Annotated in this window: 14 protein-coding genes; all 14 read right to left on the bottom strand. The window is 64.5% G+C overall.

Annotation, left to right across the window (positions count from 1 at the left end; translation table 11 throughout):
* Nucleotides 1-3: 3 nt before the first annotated feature.
* Nucleotides 4-1,242, bottom strand: a complete 1,239-nt coding sequence (locus tag QZZ02_RS10505) for a hypothetical protein (protein ID WP_291844246.1) — start codon at nucleotides 1,240-1,242, stop codon at nucleotides 4-6.
* The gene (locus tag QZZ02_RS10500) at nucleotides 1,239-4,400 is read right to left on the bottom strand and encodes an FG-GAP-like repeat-containing protein (protein WP_291844243.1); all 3,162 of its coding nucleotides are present in this window, start codon (nucleotides 4,398-4,400) and stop codon (nucleotides 1,239-1,241) included. The genes QZZ02_RS10505 and QZZ02_RS10500 overlap by 4 nt, the downstream gene beginning before the upstream one ends.
* Nucleotides 4,400-5,215, bottom strand: a complete 816-nt coding sequence (locus QZZ02_RS10495; protein ID WP_291844241.1) for a type II secretion system protein GspK — start codon at nucleotides 5,213-5,215, stop codon at nucleotides 4,400-4,402. The genes QZZ02_RS10500 and QZZ02_RS10495 overlap by 1 nt, the downstream gene beginning before the upstream one ends.
* Nucleotides 5,215-7,239, bottom strand: a complete 2,025-nt coding sequence (gene gspD, locus QZZ02_RS10490) for a type II secretion system secretin GspD (protein WP_291844238.1) — start codon at nucleotides 7,237-7,239, stop codon at nucleotides 5,215-5,217. Before gspD ends, QZZ02_RS10495 begins: the two co-directional genes overlap by 1 nt.
* 90 nt (nucleotides 7,240-7,329) lie before the next feature.
* Nucleotides 7,330-7,749 carry a hypothetical protein gene (locus QZZ02_RS10485; protein ID WP_291844235.1) on the bottom strand — a complete coding sequence of 140 codons (420 nt, stop codon included), beginning with the start codon at nucleotides 7,747-7,749 and terminating at the stop codon, nucleotides 7,330-7,332.
* Entirely contained in the window at nucleotides 7,742-8,314 is a 573-nt protein-coding gene (locus tag QZZ02_RS10480; RefSeq protein WP_291844232.1) for a hypothetical protein, read from the bottom strand. The genes QZZ02_RS10485 and QZZ02_RS10480 overlap by 8 nt, the downstream gene beginning before the upstream one ends.
* A complete protein-coding gene (locus QZZ02_RS10475) occupies nucleotides 8,311-9,252 on the bottom strand; it encodes a hypothetical protein (protein ID WP_291844229.1) in 942 nt (313 codons plus the stop codon). The genes QZZ02_RS10480 and QZZ02_RS10475 overlap by 4 nt, the downstream gene beginning before the upstream one ends.
* The gene (locus QZZ02_RS10470) at nucleotides 9,249-9,878 is read right to left on the bottom strand and encodes a type II secretion system protein J (RefSeq protein WP_291844226.1); all 630 of its coding nucleotides are present in this window, start codon (nucleotides 9,876-9,878) and stop codon (nucleotides 9,249-9,251) included. Before QZZ02_RS10470 ends, QZZ02_RS10475 begins: the two co-directional genes overlap by 4 nt.
* Nucleotides 9,875-10,249, bottom strand: coding sequence for a hypothetical protein (locus tag QZZ02_RS10465; protein ID WP_291844224.1), 375 nt, complete (start codon nucleotides 10,247-10,249; stop codon nucleotides 9,875-9,877). The genes QZZ02_RS10470 and QZZ02_RS10465 overlap by 4 nt, the downstream gene beginning before the upstream one ends.
* Complete coding sequence (locus QZZ02_RS10460; protein ID WP_291844222.1) at nucleotides 10,230-10,703, bottom strand: GspH/FimT family pseudopilin; 474 nt, start codon at nucleotides 10,701-10,703, stop codon at nucleotides 10,230-10,232. The genes QZZ02_RS10465 and QZZ02_RS10460 overlap by 20 nt, the downstream gene beginning before the upstream one ends.
* Nucleotide 10,704: 1 nt before the next feature.
* On the bottom strand, nucleotides 10,705-11,160 hold the full coding sequence (gene gspG / locus QZZ02_RS10455; RefSeq protein ID WP_291844220.1) for a type II secretion system major pseudopilin GspG: 456 nt from the start codon (nucleotides 11,158-11,160) through the stop codon (nucleotides 10,705-10,707).
* Entirely contained in the window at nucleotides 11,144-12,361 is a 1,218-nt protein-coding gene (locus QZZ02_RS10450) for a type II secretion system F family protein (protein WP_291844218.1), read from the bottom strand. Before QZZ02_RS10450 ends, gspG begins: the two co-directional genes overlap by 17 nt.
* Nucleotide 12,362: 1 nt before the next feature.
* Nucleotides 12,363-13,952 carry a GspE/PulE family protein gene (locus QZZ02_RS10445; RefSeq protein ID WP_291844216.1) on the bottom strand — a complete coding sequence of 530 codons (1,590 nt, stop codon included), beginning with the start codon at nucleotides 13,950-13,952 and terminating at the stop codon, nucleotides 12,363-12,365.
* A 107-nt stretch (nucleotides 13,953-14,059) separates the two neighbouring features.
* Nucleotides 14,060-19,348: an Ig-like domain-containing protein gene (locus QZZ02_RS10440; RefSeq protein ID WP_291844214.1), complete on the bottom strand. Its 5,289-nt coding sequence runs from the start codon at nucleotides 19,346-19,348 to the stop codon at nucleotides 14,060-14,062.
* Between the last annotated feature and the right edge of the window lie 13 nt (nucleotides 19,349-19,361).

Below are 19,361 nucleotides of genomic sequence, written 5' to 3'. Positions count from 1 at the left end.
CGCCTATTCACGCGATCGCCGGGATTCACGCCAGGCGGTTGCGCGGGCCTGAGCGGCGGCCAGATCATCGGGAGACAGGAATTGCGCAATGACGGATCGTTCCGAAGCCGCGCCTTCAACGCCGGCCGCCGCAGCAAGATTGGCCCATTTATGGGCCTCGACATAATCCTGCTCCACACCGGCACCGGTCGCGTAGCGGCCGGCCATGACAAGTTGAGCCCCGGGCGCGCCGAGCTCGGCCGCCCGGCTGAGATAGCCGACCGCTATACCGTCGTCCTGCGGCACGACTTCGCCTTCGGTATAGAAATGCCCGAGCGCGTAGAGCGTATCGGCATTGCCCGCTTCGGCCTCGGCCTCCATGCGCTCCAAGGCGCCGTCCATGCCGGCGCGGGCCGCCGCCGTCAGCCAGGCGGCGGCATCGGTTTCATTGCGGCTCTCAATCTCTCCGGCCACCAGCAGGCGTCCGAGGCGCGCAGCAGCGCCGGGCGCTCCCGCATCATAGGCATTGAGATACCAGATCAGAGCCTGGCCAAGATTGGGTTCGGTTCCGCGACCCGTTTCATAGAACAGTCCGAGCACCGTTTGCGCCCGCACGAGGCCACCCTCGGATGCACGCAAATACCAGCTGAACGCCTCAGCATCATCACGCTCGACGCCAATACCATTGGAATAGGCATAGCCAAGATTGGTCTGGGCGCCCAAATGACCGGCATTGCCGGCACTGCGCAGCAGCGTGATGGCGCGCCGCGGCTCCGGTGTGCCGACAACCGCCCCGGTCAATAAGTAGGAGCCAAGCACGGCCTGCGCCTCGGCATCGCCAAGCCTTGCGGCAGCCTCCCAGAAATCCAGGCCGGCCTCCGGGCCCTCGGTCGCGTCGGCGGTTTGCGCCGCCTCGAACATCATTTCTGCCAGTGGCCCGCGAGCTTCTTCCAGCCCGCCAGCCTCGGCCTCGCCAAGCAGTCGCCGCGCCTCGGCCGCATCAGCCTCGACACCGAAACCGGACCGGTACATCAGGCCGAGCCGGTATTGCGCCAGCGGCACACCCTCCTCGGCCAGGTCGCCCAGGATATCGACCACGCGTCCGTACTCACCGCGTGCATAGGCCGCCTCGGCGTCCGCCATGGTCCGGGCGATCGCCGCCTCGGAAGGCTCGGAGTCCATGCCGCGATTGATGGCCACGCCCGCCGCCACGCCCAGCAGGAGCAAGGCACCACCGACCAGTCCGATTGCAAACCTGTTCATTCGTCGTCCTCTGCTGCCGTCGCACGACCATCGGTCGGAGCGGAACGGCTAATCGTATAAATGGCGCCCGCCTCGAGCGGCCCGGCGATCTGGTCCACGGTCCCATCCGGCCAGCGAATGGTCAGGGAGGCCGCAGCACGGTCACTCCCCAGGCCGAAATGGGCTTCCGGCACATCAAACGACATGAAGCCGCCACCCATCTGGAGTTCACGGACCTGCAACAACCCGCCATCGGCCCCATGACGAAGTTCGATCCGTGCGCCAATACCGTCCAGATTCCCGCGACCGTCGCGCAGCCGAACGGTAAGGCCATTGCCGGTCCCGGTATTGTTCAAGAACACGGTCGCCGGCCCGTTCACCGGGACGGTGAAGATGTCGAGGTCACCATCACGGTCAAAATCGACAACGCTGGTGGCCGCCGTGATCAGATAGTCTGTCAGACCAAATGCGTCGGTTTCTTCCTCAAACACCCCGCCGCCGGAATTGTGCAGGAAGATGTTCGACGGCGTCACCTCATTGGGCACCCAGGTACCATTAACGATATAGAGGTCCTGCCAGCCATCATTGTCGAAATCCGCCGTCGAGACATCCCAGCTCCACCCGCCAACCTCAAGTCCGCGCACGTCGGCAGTCTCGGCGTAGTGACCATCGGCCTGAAGTTCGAGCAGGACATTGCGGGCCAGGACCTGCGGGATCGAGCGCGCCAGCTCGTCGCGCCGAAGCGGACGGATCGGCTGGAAATGGATGCGACAATAATGCGCGCTGCGCTCCTGCCCGACCGGGATGAGGTCGCACAAGGCCGGATTATTGTTCTGAATGGCGAGGTCCTTGACCAGCATGCCGCGACATTCCGAGCGGTAGGGCTCGTCCATGCCGGCACAGCGGCTGGCCTGGGACGGGTCGAGACTGTTTCCGGGGCGATACCAGCGCTTGATGTCCATATTGATCTGACAGGTCGCGCGGTCGCTATCGCGACCTATCGCGTCGCAATAACGTTCGATTGGCTGCATGTGCAGCCGGTCCGACACGCCGGAGGCGCGGCCGGCAATCTGCGCCGCATAGATCTCGTACGCGCCATTATTGGTCAGGTCAGCGGTGGTCAGCGACATGGTTGTGGTGGTGGTCTCGGGGATCAGGCCTGCAGAGCGCTCGATCGGCCTCAGACCTCCGGTGCCGTCACCGAGATAGAAATAGTCCGGCACCTCAAAATCATTGCCCACGAGCAGATCGAGCGCGCCGTCATTATTCATGTCGCTCATCAGGATGGACAGGGTCTCGCCGGGAATGCCGGGCAGGTCATAGCCGGACTGGCCGGTGATGCGCCCGCCCTCGTTGAACAGGATCCGGTTCCGGCTTTCCTCGCCGGGAACGCGGCGGTACCAGCCCGCAGCCCAGTTTCCGAGCGCCACATCGAGATCACCGTCCTGGTCGAGATCCCCGAAACTGGCCGCCAGGGCCAGGATTGCACCATCGCGATTGGCGACCGGCTGCAGGGCGGACGCATCGAACACGCCCTCACGATTGGGCAGGACGAAGAGTCCGTCCAGATAGGTTGTCAGGAAGAGATCCCGCCAGCCGTCGCCGTCAATATCAACGAGCACCGCGTTGAAGACATCGAGGTCCGCAATCCGGCCGAGATCCATCTGGCGGGCGACAAAACCGCCCTCACCATCATTGTCGTAGATATAAAGCCCGTTACGCGTCGAAGCGTAGACGAGATCGATATCGCCATCGCCGTCAATATCGCCGGAGGCGATTGAGCGGCCTTCCCAGAAGGGCGGCCACATATCCGCGAAGGAGAATTCGACGGGGTGATCAATCCCCATCGTCCACGCCTCGACGCGGGTAAAGGGGGTGTCGCCATAACTGACCGGCGCCCGATACCCCTCGCGGGTTACGGTGAGACCCGGCTGGGTCTCCGATCCCGGCAGGGTTTGCCCGGCCGACCTCTGGACACCCGGTGCCGCGACAGCGACCGGCAGGCTGGTCGCTGCGTCCAGCAACCCGTCCTCCTGTGTCAGGAGCCGCAGGGCCCGGTCGGTCTGATAGGTGTGCCAGGCATCTGCGCCAAGGCCGGCGCCAAAGCCGAGTGTCATGATCGTCGCACCAAGGATCAGACCGGCCCGCAGGCCAACCGAGGTCGCAACCACGAAGAAGGAATAGATCGAGAAGCTGCCAAGCGTGAACACCAGCGTCATGATGAAGCCATGCGCCGCGCCACCATTCAGAAGCGCGCCGGACAGCACGACGTCGAACCCGATCGGCACCGGGAAAAATGTCCCAACGATGGCGGCAAAGGCCGCACCCAGCGGGCCGAATTCCCAGCCAGCAATGGCGCTGGCTGGGAGGAAGGTTGCAAAAAGCGCACCGAGAAATCCGGCGAGCAGCATCAGGGGAAGCGTCGTGCGGATGATGAACCAGAGATTCCGTGCGTAATCCCCGATGAACCGACCAAAGGCCTGCACGATATTTTCCGACGGCAGCAGCGCGTCGGGATCGTCCGTCAGTGGCGCAATCGGCAAGGGCTTTGGTGTCTTGACGGTATGAAGGAGTTTTTCCTGCGGAATGAAGCGGCAGATGACCGGTACGGCAATCAGGATCACGACCAGGCTGAGCACCAGCTTCGTGGCGGCGATGTAGAAGGGAAGCAGCGCAAAGGCCATCGTCAGCACTACAATGTTGAGCGTTGGGGAGGCGACCATGGCCGACAGGGTAGTCTCCGCTCGGGAGCCACCCTGGTAGAGGCCTTTGGCGATCGGCGCCGCGCAGTTCACGCACACACCCAGTGGCGCACCAAGGAACATGCCATACAGCGAATTGGCAAACGGTCCCGAGAAACTTCGTCTACGCATATAGCCCAGCAAAGTCAGAAAGGCCGAGCCGAACAATACGCCGAAGGTCATTCCCTTCTTGTTGGTATCGATCCAGTTCACGGTCGACACGCCGATCCGTTCGACCACGCCCTGGTCATCCGTAACCGGAATGAGCGCCTCGAAGCTGAGCGGGTCCTCGAGCTGGATCGCGCCGCCCATCATCGCTTTCTCATCAAGCGAGGGATAGCGCGACTCGGTCCAGAATAGATAGGCGAGCAGGCCGACCAGAAACGCAGCGAAAATCAGCCGTCTTGAGGCACCGCGCTCCACCACGTGTCCGATCATCACCCTCTACCCCGTTCGCTGACCGCGACCGCCGCACAAAGACTGCGTGTAGGCCGATCATCCCCAAGAGTCACCCAGCCGAATGGCCGATTGCCAACGCCTCCGAATAACGCGAGCCCGGTCATCCGGTCCAGACTGCCATTCGGCCTATCGGTTTCGGCAAGAAAGGCGATCCGGATACCATCCAGCGGGGCGGATGACGGGTCGGCCAATTCGGTAAACTCGGGCTGCGGTGTTCCGCCAAGCACCGTCACATAGGGCGCAAGACAGTCGACAAGCGCGTCTGATATCCCGGCCACATACCGCAATTCCCCGACAGTCAGGAAGGGCCGGTTGGCCGCAGGCCGAGGCCAGTCCGCGGGATAATCTGCAGCTTCCAGCCCGGCCGGACGGGTCTCGGCATCAGCGTCACGCCAGTCAAGCACCCGGTCGGAAAGCCGTCGCGCATCCGCCGGCGTCGCGCCCATGCGCGCAAAAAGCGCCCGCAAATCCTCGTCGTTGGCCATATTGAGATCGACCCGTCCCGCGCCGGACAACAGCGACACTTGCACGGCGCGGTCGCCAACCACGATGCGACGCGGAAAATCGGACAGGGCCGTGCGACCGACCAGGGCAATGTCAAACGCCGCTATATCGAGCGCCGACAACATGACTTGCGAGCGCAGCAGCGTTTCGCGTTCGGCACGCGCCGTCTGCAGTCTCACCTGAACCAGGCTGGCAACGCCGAGCAGGACCATCGCAAGCAATACCGAGAGCCAGAGCACGACGACAAGCGCGGCGCCGCGCTCGGACCTGATGGGAAGGGTGGCCGGCATCACTCGTCAAACAGGTCGGGGAGACGGGCCTCAAGCGCACGCAGTTCGCGGCGCACCTCGACCAGCGCGTCCGCGGCCTCTGTGTCGTTGGAGATGATGCGCGGCGTCAGGAAGATCACCAGCTCGCTGCGCTCCGATGTGATGTCGCGATTCTTGAAGACATTGCCCAAGCCCGGTATGCGGCCGAGCAGCGGGATGCCGGACTCATTGTCCGACCGCGTCTCGCGGATGAGGCCGCCCAGCGCAATCGTGTTGGCACTGCGAACCGCCACCGTGCTGGTAAATTCGAGTTTCTGGATGGTTGGCGAGTCGATACCCGAGGTTGTCGTCGGTCGCACGCTCGACACTTCCTGGTTCACGTCCAGAACCACCATGCCATTGGCATTGATGCGCGGCGTCACCTCAAGGATCACGCCCGTTTCGCGCAATTCGATCGACGAGACCAGCGGTGCATTCCCGTCCGTGACCGAGGTTGCCGTCTGGGTCACGATCGGCACTTCATCACCGACCTGCAGATGGGCCGTCTGATTGTTCTGCACCATGATCGACGGCGCCGAGAGCACGGTCACATCGGTGATCGAGTTGAGCGCGCTCAGCGTGGCCGTGAGATCTGCCCCGGAAAAAGCATAGTTGAAACCCGGGAAGATCGGATTGGCGGTACCGTTGACATCATCGGTGAAGCTGGTCGTCGCGGCCCCGTCGCCGGTCTGATTGTCGAAGAACCAGCGTACCCCGAAGCTTAACCCGTCGGTCAGACGCACTTCGGCTATGGTCGCTTCGATCAGGACTTGCGGCGGCATCACGTCCATGCGCTGAACCAGTTCGAGGATTTCGCGATATTCCTGATCGGTCGCGCGAATGATCAAGGCGTTGTTCAGCTGGTCGGGAATGATGGCAAGACGGCTTTCCTGCTGGTTGCCGGAGGCGCCATCGCGCGCGGCGCTGTCGCCTGCGAAGCTGGGCTGGAAGCTGGCGCCGTCACCGGCCGCACCTCCGGCGAACGCTGCCGTGATCTGTGCGGCCAGCGTGGCAGCCGGGGCATTGCGGGCCACATAGTAGCGCAAGCGCCGGGCATCACCGCCAGCCGGTCGGTCGAAACGGGCGACGAGATCCGCAACCTGGTCGAAGCGGGCCCGGTCACGCGTTGTCACGAACAGCAGGTTGAGGCGCGGCAATGCAATGGTCTGGGTGACGTTCTCGGACCCGCCCATGCCCCCGAGCACAAGCGCGACCTCTGAACGAACAGTTTCCGCATTGGCGTAGCGCAGCTCGAACATCCCGAAAACGCGGTCAGTCAGAAAGGGGCGGTCAAATGTGCGGATGGCATCTTCGGCGGCGCGCAGCTCGGCGCCGGGCCCGGCCAGGACGAGCACGCCGTCCTGGTCCATCGCGACGGCGGTGACCCGCTCCGTCAGAAAGGGGTCGATCAGATCGAGAATGGCGCTCGGGTCAGTATTGCGAATCGCGATGATCCGCCCGCCCTGACCCACATCACCGCTGGCATTGGGCATGTTCGGGCGGGCAGCCTCGGCGCGGGTGAGCAGGAAGCCGGAATCGCGCTCGACGAGAGCCAGACCGGAATCCGTCAACACCGCTTCCAGCGCCGACAGGGCGGCCGAGACCGGGGCCGGTTCCGGCGAAGTCAGGGTGATGCGACCCTCAACGCCTGCCGCAACCAGAACTGTCTGTCCAAGCGCGTCACCGATTATCGTGCGCACCGCATCGGCGACCGGTGCATCGACAAAATTGAGACGCAGCGTGCGCCCTTCGAGATTGCGATCACCGGTCCCGCCTAGCGCGGCACCGCGCTGGCTTTCAAAGAAGACCAGACGGTCGGCTTCGTCGGGGAGAACCGCAGCACCGACATCACGATCCGCGGCGTCATCGCCTGCTTGCGTCGCCGGAACCGGGTTGCGCGCAGGCTGCACGGGCAATCGAGTCTGCGGATATTCGCGGGCATGCACGGCACTGGCATCGGTCGTGAGCATCGCGCAGCCGGACACGCACAGGGACAGTCCGATCATCAACATGCCAAGGCATGAACTCTGAAATTGCGACAACACTTTCATCCCCATCCCACCGCCTCACGGCAGCCCCTTTATCCGCTCCGGAATTCAACGTTCCAGACGCAGGACAGTCTCATCCCCATCGCGGGCAAATACTAGCCTGTCCTGGAGTATTTGCATCAGCACGTATCCGTCCAGCTGCTCGCCGGCCTCGATCGTGCGGGTTTCGCCCCGGTAGGAGACCAGTGCCAGCTGACGCCCATCCGTCTCCACCAGGCCAACCAGTGCGTAGCCGTCCAGCGGAACGCGCTGGTCAGTGACCTGGCGGCTTGGTCGCGGCACGATGGCGGTGCGGGAAACCAGGTCCGCGATCCACGCACCGGCCTCTGGCATCTCGACCGATCGGGAGGGCCCCGGCTGCGCGGCAGGCGCGCTACTGGAATCGTCCGGCAGGAAGGAGGCCAGCCCGGCCAGCAGTATCACCAGAGCTGGCAGGAAGCGCGCGAAGGCAGACAGGTCGCTATTCATCGTCCCCTCCCGGCACCGGCAGATAGGCAACTGCCTCGACTGAAAAGCGGACCCGGACTGGCTCGGCACCGGCGAGTGCGACCACATCGAAACGGGTAATCGTCAGCGCGGCAAGGTCCGGCGCCGCGAGCGCCATGAGCAGATCTTCATACCTGGCCAGGCCGCTCAGCCCAGCGCGCAAAACATGCAGCTCTCCCTCTGTCGCCCGTGTCATTTCGGGCGTCGCATCGAGCACGGCGCCCGCATCTGTGAGCCGTTCCGCCAGCAAATCGATGTCGACGGCGAAGCCCTGCCAGGCATCCTCCGGATCAAGGGCAGCGCCGACCAGGTCACGCGCATCTTCCAGCGAAGCCTGGCGCGCAAGAAGATCACGGTGGCGTTCTGCGAGCTGGCCGGCCTGACGGTCCATCTGGCCATGCTGGTCGGCAAGGTCCAGGGAGGCCTGCGCGACCTGTGCCCCCAGGAGCACGAGGGGCAAGAGTACCACGAGGCCAAGGCCGGTCAGCACGGTAACGGCCAGTCCAAGCCGACGGGATGGTGCGAGGCTTTGGTATTTCAGGCTCATTCGACGCCCTCGTCGAACTCGATCAGGATGGTCTGCACATCCACCGCGTCATGCGTCGCGAGAGCTGTCTGCAGGGCCAGGCGCGTGCCGGCTTCCAGCCGGAACCGCTCGACCACGACATCCGACGGCAGCGCATCCGGCAGGCCGGCAAGGCCGCGCATAACCATCGCCAGCGATACGCCTGATGCATCGGCACGGACGGTTTCGGCCCAGGTCAGGGCCTCGTCCAGCTCGCGCAACTCGCGCGCTTCGATCATCAGGCCGGCACGCCGCGCATCGAGCCCTGCCTCTTCCCGGGCCAGTCGCGCTGACCACATTGAGGCCGCCAGCAGCAAGGCCAGAAATGCAGCAGCGACCGGAAGCGCCCATCGTGTCGCCGCATCGCCCGTCCGATCGAACACAAAACGCGGCAGACCATCCGCATCGAGTGCGCCGACGACCCGGACATCGCGCACACTTGCGGGCGCGGCGGCCAAAGCAGACTCCAGTGTCGAGGTCCGAATGACGGCGATGTCGATCTCGGCGCCACCGCCCGCGACCGGTTCGACAAATTCACTGGCATGACTGGCCGCTTCGACGGGGATGGGCGTGAACTGGCCGCGCCTGAGATCAATGGCGGCCTCGCCACGACGACACGCCTGCGCCCCGAGCCGGATACGGGTCCGAAATTGCCCGCTCTCCGGAAGCACCAGGACTGCGCGGTGCGGCTCGTCCGGCACGCCGCCGCGGCGAAAGGTCCCCGCACCAAACCAGCTTGTTTCCACCTGGCCGGTCCAGCGCCACCGGCCGGCGGTATCGAGTTCGGCGACGGCCATTCTGGCGCGCGGCCCCAGACGGCGCAGGGCCTCTGGCAAACGGCCGCAAAGCTCCGTCCAGGACCAGGCAAGCAGCGCACCAAGAATCCCGGCGGCACGGGTCAGCCATGGCATACCCGTCACGCCTCATCCCCCAGGCAAATCCCCAGGCCGGAATCAAACCGGCAATCCACAGGCGCTCCCCCTCCGACATGGGCCTCGATGCGTCGTACCTGCCCGTCATCGCGGGTCATGTCCAGCACGACTAGGCGGGGCGGCAGGGCGGCGTCCCAGCGCTCGCGCCAGACCGGAGCAGCGCCCGGCGTCTCGGCACCGAAATAGAGCAGGCGACCTGCGCTCAGATCGGCCTCGATCCGGACCGGTTCGAGCAGGTCGGCAGGATGCGTCACAGGCTCCAGCGAGACCAGGAGTGCATCCCGGGACAGCTGGATCCGCGCCAACACAAGATCGCCCTGCCCGTCCGGACGGGTCAGGAAACTCAGTCGCGACCCGTCACCCGTGAACGATAACGCGTCAACGCCGCGCGGCGCTGCTTGGGCCCGCAACAGCAAGTCCCGGAATACCGTTTCGACCGCCTGCTGGCGGGACCAGCGGTCGGTCTCTGCCGCAATCCCCGCTTCAACGCGGGCCGCATTGCTCACCACCGGCAGGCACAGGGCCGCAATCATCGCCAGCAGGGCGACCGCAATAAGGACCTCGAACAGTGAGAAACCGAGCTCCGGCGCATTGGTGGCGGGCGGCGTCATCATGGCGGGTTCGGCCGGACCTGACCGGCTTCCATGTAGACAAGTTCCACCGCGCTTCCCGGCAAACCGGCGCGTTCCAGCCGGGCCCGTGTCAGGACGGCACCGCTGGCCGGATCGACTGGCCGGTCAAAGGGGCCGATATCGATCTGCCAGGCCGGATAGTCGCGGGCGATCCGGGCCGGAAGATCGCCGGCGCGGAGGCGGGCCGCGATATTGTTCGCCTCAAGCACGGCCTGCTGGGCGCTTGCCGCCGACCTCGAGCCGCGCATCGACGTCGTCAATCCACCCATCGAGGCCGCGACCACAGCCGCCGCGATCGCACAGGCTATGAGGGCCTCGGTGAGGGCGTATCCGTCAGTCGGCGTTCGGGTCACGATCGCTCCTGCTGATCCGGGCGCTGTAGGGGCGCATCTCCAACCGGGTCTCGCGCCTGTCATCGCGCAGCGTCACGACCAGATGCAGGGCGGACACCGGTTGCGGCGGGATGTCGACCTGGTCGATGGGGCGCGACCGGCCAGCCTCGACCGTCCGCCATTCTGCGGCGACCGATCCGTGCCAGTCGACGCCAGCGCTTCCCAGCGCGGGCAAACGATAGCCTGTTTCCGAAATCTCGATCCGGACCGGCTGGCCGCTCATCCGGGCGTCGATCCGAGCCTGGTTCAGATCACGCTCAAGCTGGTTCGCGGCCCGCTCAAGGACCCTGTCGCGAAACCCGGCACCAATCGCGACACCGGCCAGGCTTGTCGCAATGGCCAGAATGGCGAGCGCGACGAGCAGCTCGAACAGCGACACACCGGCGTCACGCGCGCGGCTGCCCTGTAACGGCATCTCAGCTCCGCGTGAGGTCCTGGTCTTCACCTTCGCCTCCGACCACGCCATCTGCCCCCAGGCTGCTGATCACGTAGCGATCCGTACCGTCCGCCAGCGTGTAGGCATAAGCCGTGCCCCAAGGGTCGATGAGACCCTCACGATTGTTGAAGTACGGACCCTGCCAGCCGTTTGCATCCTCCGGTGGATCGACGAGCGCCAGCAGGCCGTCCCCCTCGGGATCCGGGTAGCGGCCCATGTCCAGATAGTAAAGCTCGAGCGAAGTGGCGATGGACGATAACTGCGCCCGGGCGACATCTGCCTTGGAACGCCCGAGATAGCCGATCACCCGCGGCGCAACGAGGGTCGCCAGCAGGGCGATGATCACCATAACCACAAGCAGTTCCATCAAGGTGATTCCGGCTTCGCGGTCGGTGTGCGCCGAATGCGGCGACTTGCGGTCAGAGGACGGCATCATTGAGACTCATCACTCCCAGGATCACGGCGGCGATCACCCCGCCCACACATATGCCCAGTATGGCGATCAAGACCGGACCGATCAATTCGACCGCATTCTTCAAACGGGTGCGCACCTCATTGTCATGAAACGCTGCCGCACGCAGCAGCATCTCGCTGAGACGACCGCTTTTCTCGCCCAGCGCCATGAGCCGCAGGGCATTGCGCGGCAGGGCACCTGCTTCGGACAATGCCGAAGAGAGGCTCTGCCCGGCCCGCATTCTCTCGGCGGCGTCGGAATGCCGGTGGCGCAAGCCTGGTGAGCCCACCGCCTCACGCGCGACAGGTTCGGCCCTTGCCAGCGGCGCGCCGGAGGCCAGCAGTATCCCGAGCACGCGGCAATAACGTACCGCATTCAAGCGCAACCGGATCGCGCCGACCACGGGCATGGCCGCCAGCCAGCGATCAACCAACTCAGGCGCGGCTCGGGACAGTGAGTTTCCCATCGCCATCAGGGCGACGAGGGCGACCGGGATCCAGTGACCCCAGGCGCGCAGGAAGACTCCGGCGTCCAGGACCAGCGCCGTCTCCCAAGGTACCGGCGCCCGGGTACTTGCAAATACGGAGGCAAATTGCGGCAGGACGAAATGAGCAAGGAACAGGAGGGTCAGCCCGATCAGCACGACCAGTACGCCAGGATAGATCATCTGCCCGACCAGCTCCTGACGAAGCGACGCATCGCTTTCGAACTGTTCAGCCAGGTCGGCAAAATTGCGCGCCATCTCGCCGGACGCCTCGCCGGCCTCCGCAAGCGCCGCGACGGCGCGTGGCAGAAGATCACCTTCGGCCCGCAGTGCCGTGCTAAGCGGGTCGCCCTGGCTGATACGTTGTTCGATACGCTCGACCAGTCGCTTGAGCCGGTTGCGCGTCTCGCCCTCGGAGAGACTGCCCAGCGCGTCCTTGAGCGGCAGACCGGCCGCCGTCAGATCGGCCAGACCGCGCACAAAATCAATGATCTCCCGACGCGACAGGCGCGGCGAGCCGATGCGGAATCCGGCCTGCCCGCGCTTCAGCGTGACCGGCACAAGTCCGAGCGTCTGCATCCGTCTGAGCGCGTCCTGCTCGCTGTCGGCCTGCAAGAGACCACGAACGGTCTCACCGGCCCGGTTTTCACCGACATAGCGCCAGGTCTCCGGCGCGGGCGTGGCGTTTGGGCCGGCCATCTCAACCGCCCCCGATCGCGCGGCGCACATCAATGTCGCGGGTCAGGCCCGCCGCGACCTTCTCGGCACCATCCGCCGCCATCGGGCGGTAACCCTTGGCGCTGACGGCTGCGATCATCTCGGCCGTGCGTGCCCGGCCAATCAGGGGCCGGATCTCGTCATCGACCAAAAAGCCTTCCGCCAGGGTGAGCCGTCCCTGATAGCCGCTGCCCCCGCATGTTTCGCAGCCTTCGCTGCCACAAGCGGGGCAAACGCGCCGGACAAGGCGCTGAGCGAGAACCGCCGACAGGCTGGATGCCAGCAAATAGTCCTCAACGCCCATATCGAGCAGGCGAGCGACTGCCGAGGGGGCGTCGTTGGTGTGGAGGGTGGACAGGACGAGATGTCCCGTCATGGCGGCCTGCACAGCCGTGCGGGCCGTCTCGGCATCGCGGATCTCGCCGACCATCACCACATCGGGGTCGTGCCGCAGGAAGGAGCGCAGCGCGCTGGCGAACGTGACGCCGATCAAGGCATTGGTCTGCGACTGGGCGATACCGGCCAGCCGGTATTCGATCGGGTCCTCGATGGTCAGGATCTTGCGTTCGCCATCAGCCAGTGCGCGCAGAAAGGCGTAGAGCGACGTGGTCTTGCCGCTGCCCGTCGGCCCGGTCACCAGCACCAGGCCATGCGGCCGGTCGAGCGCCCGGTGAACCACCGCGCGGACCTGTTCCGGCAGGCCAAGCGCGTTGATCGTGCGCAGACTGGCTTCCGGGTCGAGCAGGCGGATAACCAGGCTCTCTCCATGCTGGGCCGGTACGACAGAAACCCTGAAATCGATCGATCGCCCGCCGACGGGCAGGCTGACCCGGCCATCCTGCGGCCGACGGCGTTCGGCAATGTCGAGATCGGCGAGTACCTTGATGCGGGAAATCAGACCGAGCGCCCGCGCCGACGGCAGCGCCTCGACCGCCCGCAGCACGCCATCGATCCGGAAACGGATCTCGGCTTCGCGCACGCCAGGTTCGATATGAATGTCCGAGGCTCGCGCCTCGACGGCGCGGCTGATGATCTGGTTCGCCAGGCGCACGGTCGGCGCCGCGCTGGCGAGATCGCGCAGCCGATCACTGTCTTCCAGGATATCAGTGGCTTGAACATCACCCGCTTCGGCTTCGCCGGCGCCGAAAACGGCCTGGTAGAGCCTCGAGAATTCCGCGGCCGTTACCACAACCGGCTCGATCTCCGCGTCCAGGGCAAAAGCCATGCCGCGCAAACCGGCATCGCGCTGGGGATCGACACAGGCGACGTGGATGCGGCCATTGGTCTGGCCCAGCGGCAGCACGCGTTCGTGGCGCAGGAAGTCGGGATTGATGTCGGCGTTGCCGACAAGCCCGACAGGTTCGGGCGCAAGGCTTGGCGTCCACCGCTGAACGCGAGCTTCCCCGGCAAAGCGGTCGGCCAGCTCGGTTTCGGTGATCAGGCCAAGCTGGGTGAGAATATGGTCAAGTGGCTCTCCGGATCGCTCGATGAGCGCATGGGCATGACCAACATCCTGCGCGGTGATGAAACCGTCAGCCTGCAGGGCCTGCAATCGGGAAAAAGCGGTGTCCATGGGCACAGACTATCGCAATCCGGCGGGAAGTGTACGTCTTGTCAGCGGCTTGAAATGCGAACCGGGGCAGGTTTCCACCCGCCCCGGCGCCATTTGTTCTGCAAAGCCTATTGTTCAAGGCTCAGCGGGATCCGGACCCGGATCATGGCACTGTTGGCTTCGAACTCGCCTTCGCCGAGGCCCATGATCGAGACTTCACCGGTCACCCGGCCGCCATTGGCCATCTCGGCCGTCAGACCAAAGCGGGCATCACCGCGCAGGCTGCCCAGCGTCTGAAGCTGGCCGCCGGCGTTGAGGACTTCCGCATCGTCATAGTCGAACAGCGCATTGAGCTTGAGATAGGGCTCAAAATAGCCGCCGCCGGCGGAATTGAAGCGGTAGGCGATCTCCGGACCGGCGTTGATCCGACCGATCGTGATGTCCTGGCTTGGAATGTAAAAGCCCAGCGTATCGGTGTAGGCGCCCTGCTCTTCGCTGAAATAGGCGATGCCAACCTCAGGCGAAATCCGCCAGTTACCACGCAGGATGTCGCCGGTCAGATTGGCTTCAAGCAGCCAGCGATCGGTCCCGAAACTGTCGGTATAGGTGCCGATCGGATTAACCTCATTGTCAGACTGGCCCCAGGCGCCGCGGGCGTCGAAATAGACGTTCTCGGAGAGCCGCGCGACCATGTAGGGGCCGACCAGCCAGCCATCACCCTCGACATGCGAGCGCAGCTCGCCGGTCACGGTCTCGGCCTGGTCGTACTGGATCAGGGCGCCGACAAGAAGGCTCTCGGTCGCCATGAAATCCGCCCCGAGATAGTAGAGGCCGAACGTTGTCTCGGCATTCAGCCCGGCGCGATTGTCATCGACGCTGGAGAAACTGGCCTGGACCCAGACATCCATGCTGGCCGCACCGGTCCGGCCGGCGAGGCTGAATTGGTCCGAGCCGGGCATTTGCGGATCCGAACGCTGGGCCGACTGGCGCAGCGCACTCAGGCTCGTCGACAGGTTGACGTTGAAACGGCCATCGGTGAAGTCCGCTGCAAACCGGCTTGGCGTTGCGCCGGTCCGGTCGCCGCGCATGCGGCCGACAAGTTCCGGTGACTGGGTCAGGATCTGGTCGGCACGCGCCGCCATGAAGCTGCGGATCGCGGACTGCGTGACGAGGCGGATGTAATCCTCGTTACGACGGTTCGCGAAGGTGCAGACGATCGCTTCCTCCGGATCGAGATCAATTGTCACCCGCCCATTGGCCGGATCGAGCACCGAACCATTGTCGGTGTCACCGACGCAGGAAATCGATGCCAGGTCCCAGCCTTCTGTGGCCAGCTGGTCAAGCGTGTAGCTGCCGCGCAGCACCGTCAGCGCCTCGGAGCTTGCCACCCCACCCGCAGTCGACAGGGCCAGCCCGTCAAGGTCTGCCAGAGTGGACGTGTAGTTGAACACACCCTCGCCGGCCTCTGACGGGGCCGTGGTCGCGATAATGGTCAGATTACCCTCACGCGGTGCGACCTGGATCGTCACCGGGATCTGGATATTGACCAGCTCATTGGCCCGCGGATGCGACTTGCTTGCTGCCGCTGGGGCAGCTGTCTCGGTGATCGTGATGTTGGCCGTGTAGGTACCCGGCTCCAGATCAAGAACCGCATCATTGAAGGTGATGGTGAACTCCAGCGAACCGGACGCCGGGATCGCGCCGGACATCGGGTCGATATCGAGCCAGTTCACATCGGTCGCAGCCAGGAAGTAGAAGGGCGTGCCACCGGTATTGTCGAGATCGAAGCTGGCCGACTGTGTGGACGGGTCGTCGATGGCCGAAGGAAGGGTCAGCGAGACTTCCGGAATGGTCGTCTCATCAACCGCAGGCTCGGCCAGCGTCTCGAACGTGCAGGTGATCGTATCGGTCGGCGCAACCGTGATGGTCACGGTGCCTCCGGCCACATCGGTGACCACACCGGCCGCGTCGCAGCTGATGGACTGCAGGGTGAAGCCGTCAACCTCGGCGACCGACACCGCGTAATCGCCTTCGGCCAGGTCGGTGAAAACCTGCTGTCCGGCCTGCGCCACCGTGGTGATCGAGAAATTGCCGAAATCGCCGCTGAAATCGAACTGGGCGTCAGCGGCCCCGTCGATCGCCTGGGCGATGGTCACCGAGCCGCGCCGCATCTCGATCGAGAAGACATCATCGACCGTTGTCTCGACCAGCGCGTTGCCGGCCGTGTCGAAAGCGCCGGACACGGTCACATCGAGATCGGCGAAGGACTCGCCGCCATCGATCACGGTGTAGCTTGCGGTGAAGACGGTATCGCCGGACGAGAAGGCCGTTTCTGTCAGGCTCAGGGTCGCGCTGACGTCGGCCGAGAAGGCGATGGTCGGCTCGGTCGCACTGTCCAGCGCCTCCGAGAAGGTTGCCGATATAATGAAGGTGTCGCCGATATCCTCAAGTCGCACATCAATATCCGAGGCCGCCAGCGCATCAAGTGCCGGTGCGCTGAGATCGGCGTCGGCGGTGAATTGCGTGGCTGCCGTATTGCCATTGCCGGCCGCGTCGGCGGCAACATCGGCCGCGACGTCCACCGTCACCGTGCCTTCGCTGGTCGGCGTGATGGTCGCTGTATAGCTGTCACCCGAGCCGGCAAGGTCCGATGCCGTGCCATTGCCGACTGTCAGATCAGCCAGGACGAAGCCCGATACATCCTCGCTGAAGGCCACCGTGACCGAGAAGGCACCCGTCTGGACTTCGCTAGGACCTGTGATTTCTGTCGTCGGAGCGGTCAAGTCGGTATCCACAGCGAACTGCGCAGCCGCGGAATTACCATTTCCGGCGGCGTCAGCGGCGACGTCCGCTGCCACATCGACTGTGACAGTGCCGTCGGTAGTCGGTGTGATAATTGCCGAATAACTGGTTCCGGACCCGGTCAAGCCCGAGGCCGTGCCATTGCCGACCGTGATATCCGCCAGCGCGAAGCCGGTGACGCTTTCCGAGAAGGTGACAGAAACCGTGAAAGCGCCAGCCTGGACCGGCGCCGGACCGTCAATCGTCACCGACGGCGCGGTTACATCCGCTTCGACACTGAATTGTGTCGCCGCCGTATTGCCGTTGGTCGCCGCATCCTCGGCCACGTCGGCGGCCACATCAACGGTAACGGAACCGTCTGCCGCCGGGGTAATGGTTGCCGAATAGCTCGTTCCAGACCCGGTCAGACCCGAGGCCGTTCCATTGCTGACCGCAATGTCGGCCAGGTCAAAACCGGTGACGCTTTCCGAGAAGGTGAAATCGACCGAGAAAGCCCCGACCTGGGTGACCGCCGGGCCGGCGATGGACACCGTCGGCGCGGTGATATCTGCCTCGACCGAGAACTGGGTCGCGGCAGTATTGTCATTACCGGCAGAATCCTGTGCCGCCGCAGCCGGGATATCAACCGTGACCGTGCCGTCTGCAGCGGGGGTGATCACGACTTCATACCCGGCATCCGAGCCGGAGAAATCCGACGCGGCGCCATTGCCGACCAGGACATCACCCAAGGTGAAGCCGACGACTGTCTCGCTGAAGCTGATTGCGATGGTGAAGGCGCCGGTCCGGGTTGCCGTCGGCCCTTCAATGTCCACGCTCGGCGCGGTCAGATCGGCATCAACGCTGAACTGTGTCGCGGCGGCATTGCCATTGCCGGCAGCATCGGATGCAGCATCGGAAGCGATATTGACCGTGACGGCACCGTCCGATGCTGGCGTGATCACCGCGGTATAAACATCGTCAGCCCCGGCGAACGTCCCGGCCGTGCCATTGCCAACCACGAGGTCGCCCAGGGCAAAGCCGGTGACATCCTCCGAGAAGGTCACGGTCACAGTGAACGCACCGATCTGGGTGGTTGTCGGCCCATCGATTGTCACGGTGGGAAGCGTGATATCCGCCTCGACCGAGAATTGGGTCGCCACAGCGTTGCCATTGCCCGCCGCGTCATCGGCGGCATCAGCCGCCAGATCGACGGTGACGGTGCCGTTTGCAGCCGGCGTGATTTCTGCTGTGTAGCTACTGCCACTTCCGATCAAGCTGCCGGCCGAACCATTGCCGACGGCGACATCGCCAAGCGTGAAACCCGTCACGTCTTCTGAGAAGGTGAAGGAGACGGTGAAGACGCCGGTTTGCGTCGCGGACGGTCCGGTGATGGTGACCGTCGGCGGCGTGATGTCTGCCTCTACCGAGAACTGGGTTGCGGCATCATTGTCATTGCCCGCTGCATCCTGGGACACGGCAGCGTCGACGTCGACTGTCACCGCGCCGTCTGCCGCCGGGGTAATGGTCGCGGTGTAGACCGCGCCGGACCCGGCAAGGGCGGATGCCGCCCCGTTGCCGACATCGATATTGCCAAGGGCGAAACCGGTGACGCTTTCGGAGAAGGTAAAGGTCGCGGTGAAGGCGCCGGTCTGCGTGATCGACGGGCCGCTGATCGCAAGCGTCGGTGCCGTGATGTCGGCATCCGTATTGTACTGCGTCGCGGCCGCATTGTCGTTTCCGGCGGTGTCCTGGGCGACGGCAGCATCGATGTCCACGGTAACCGTACCGTCAGCCGCCGGCGTGATCGTGGCAGTGTAAACCGAGGCGGTCGTGGCGGAGAAACCTGACGCGGCACCATTGCCGACATCAATATCGCCCACGGCAAAACCGGTGACACCTTCCGAGAAGGTCACGGTGATGCTGAAGGCCCCCACCTGGGTACCCAATGGTCCGTCGATCGAGACGGTTGGATCCGTGACATCAGCTTCGACCGAGAATTGGGCCGCGGCCGTATTGTCATTGCCCGCATCATCCTGGGCGACCGCAGCGTCCACATCCACGGTCACGCTCCCATCGGAATCAGGGGTAATGATGACGGTATAGATCGACGCGGACGTCGTGGAGAAGCCCGACGCGGTGCCGTTGCCGACATCGATATCGCCAACGGTGAATCCGGTGACGTCTTCGGTGAAGGTAAAGGTCGCGGTGAAGGCGCCGACCTGGGTTGCGGACGGACCGGTAATCGCCAGATCCGGAGCCGTGACATCAGCCTCGACCGAGAACTGGGTCGCAACCGTCGTGTCGTTGCCCGCAGCATCCACAGCAACGGCCGCGGCGACATCGACGGTCACTGTGCCATCAGCGGCCGGTGTGATCGTGGCCGTGTAGACGCTGCCCGACGTCGTGGAGAAGCCCGACGCGGTGCCGTTGCCGACGTCGATATCACCGACAGCGAATCCGGTGACATCTTCGGTGAAGGTGAAGGTCGCGGTGAAGGCGCCGACCTGGGTCGCGGACGGACCCGTAATCGCCAGATCCGGAGCCGTGACATCAGCCTCGACCGAGAACTGGGTCGCAACCGTATTGTCATTGCCGGCATCATCCTGGGCGACGGCAGCATCGACATCGACGGTCACTGTGCCGTCAGCG

This window comes from Maricaulis sp., from assembly GCF_015665295.1.
Lineage (GTDB): Bacteria > Pseudomonadota > Alphaproteobacteria > Caulobacterales > Maricaulaceae > Maricaulis.
The sequence above is the reverse complement of the archived record's forward strand: the minus strand, read 5'-3'. Positions and strand labels throughout refer to the sequence as shown.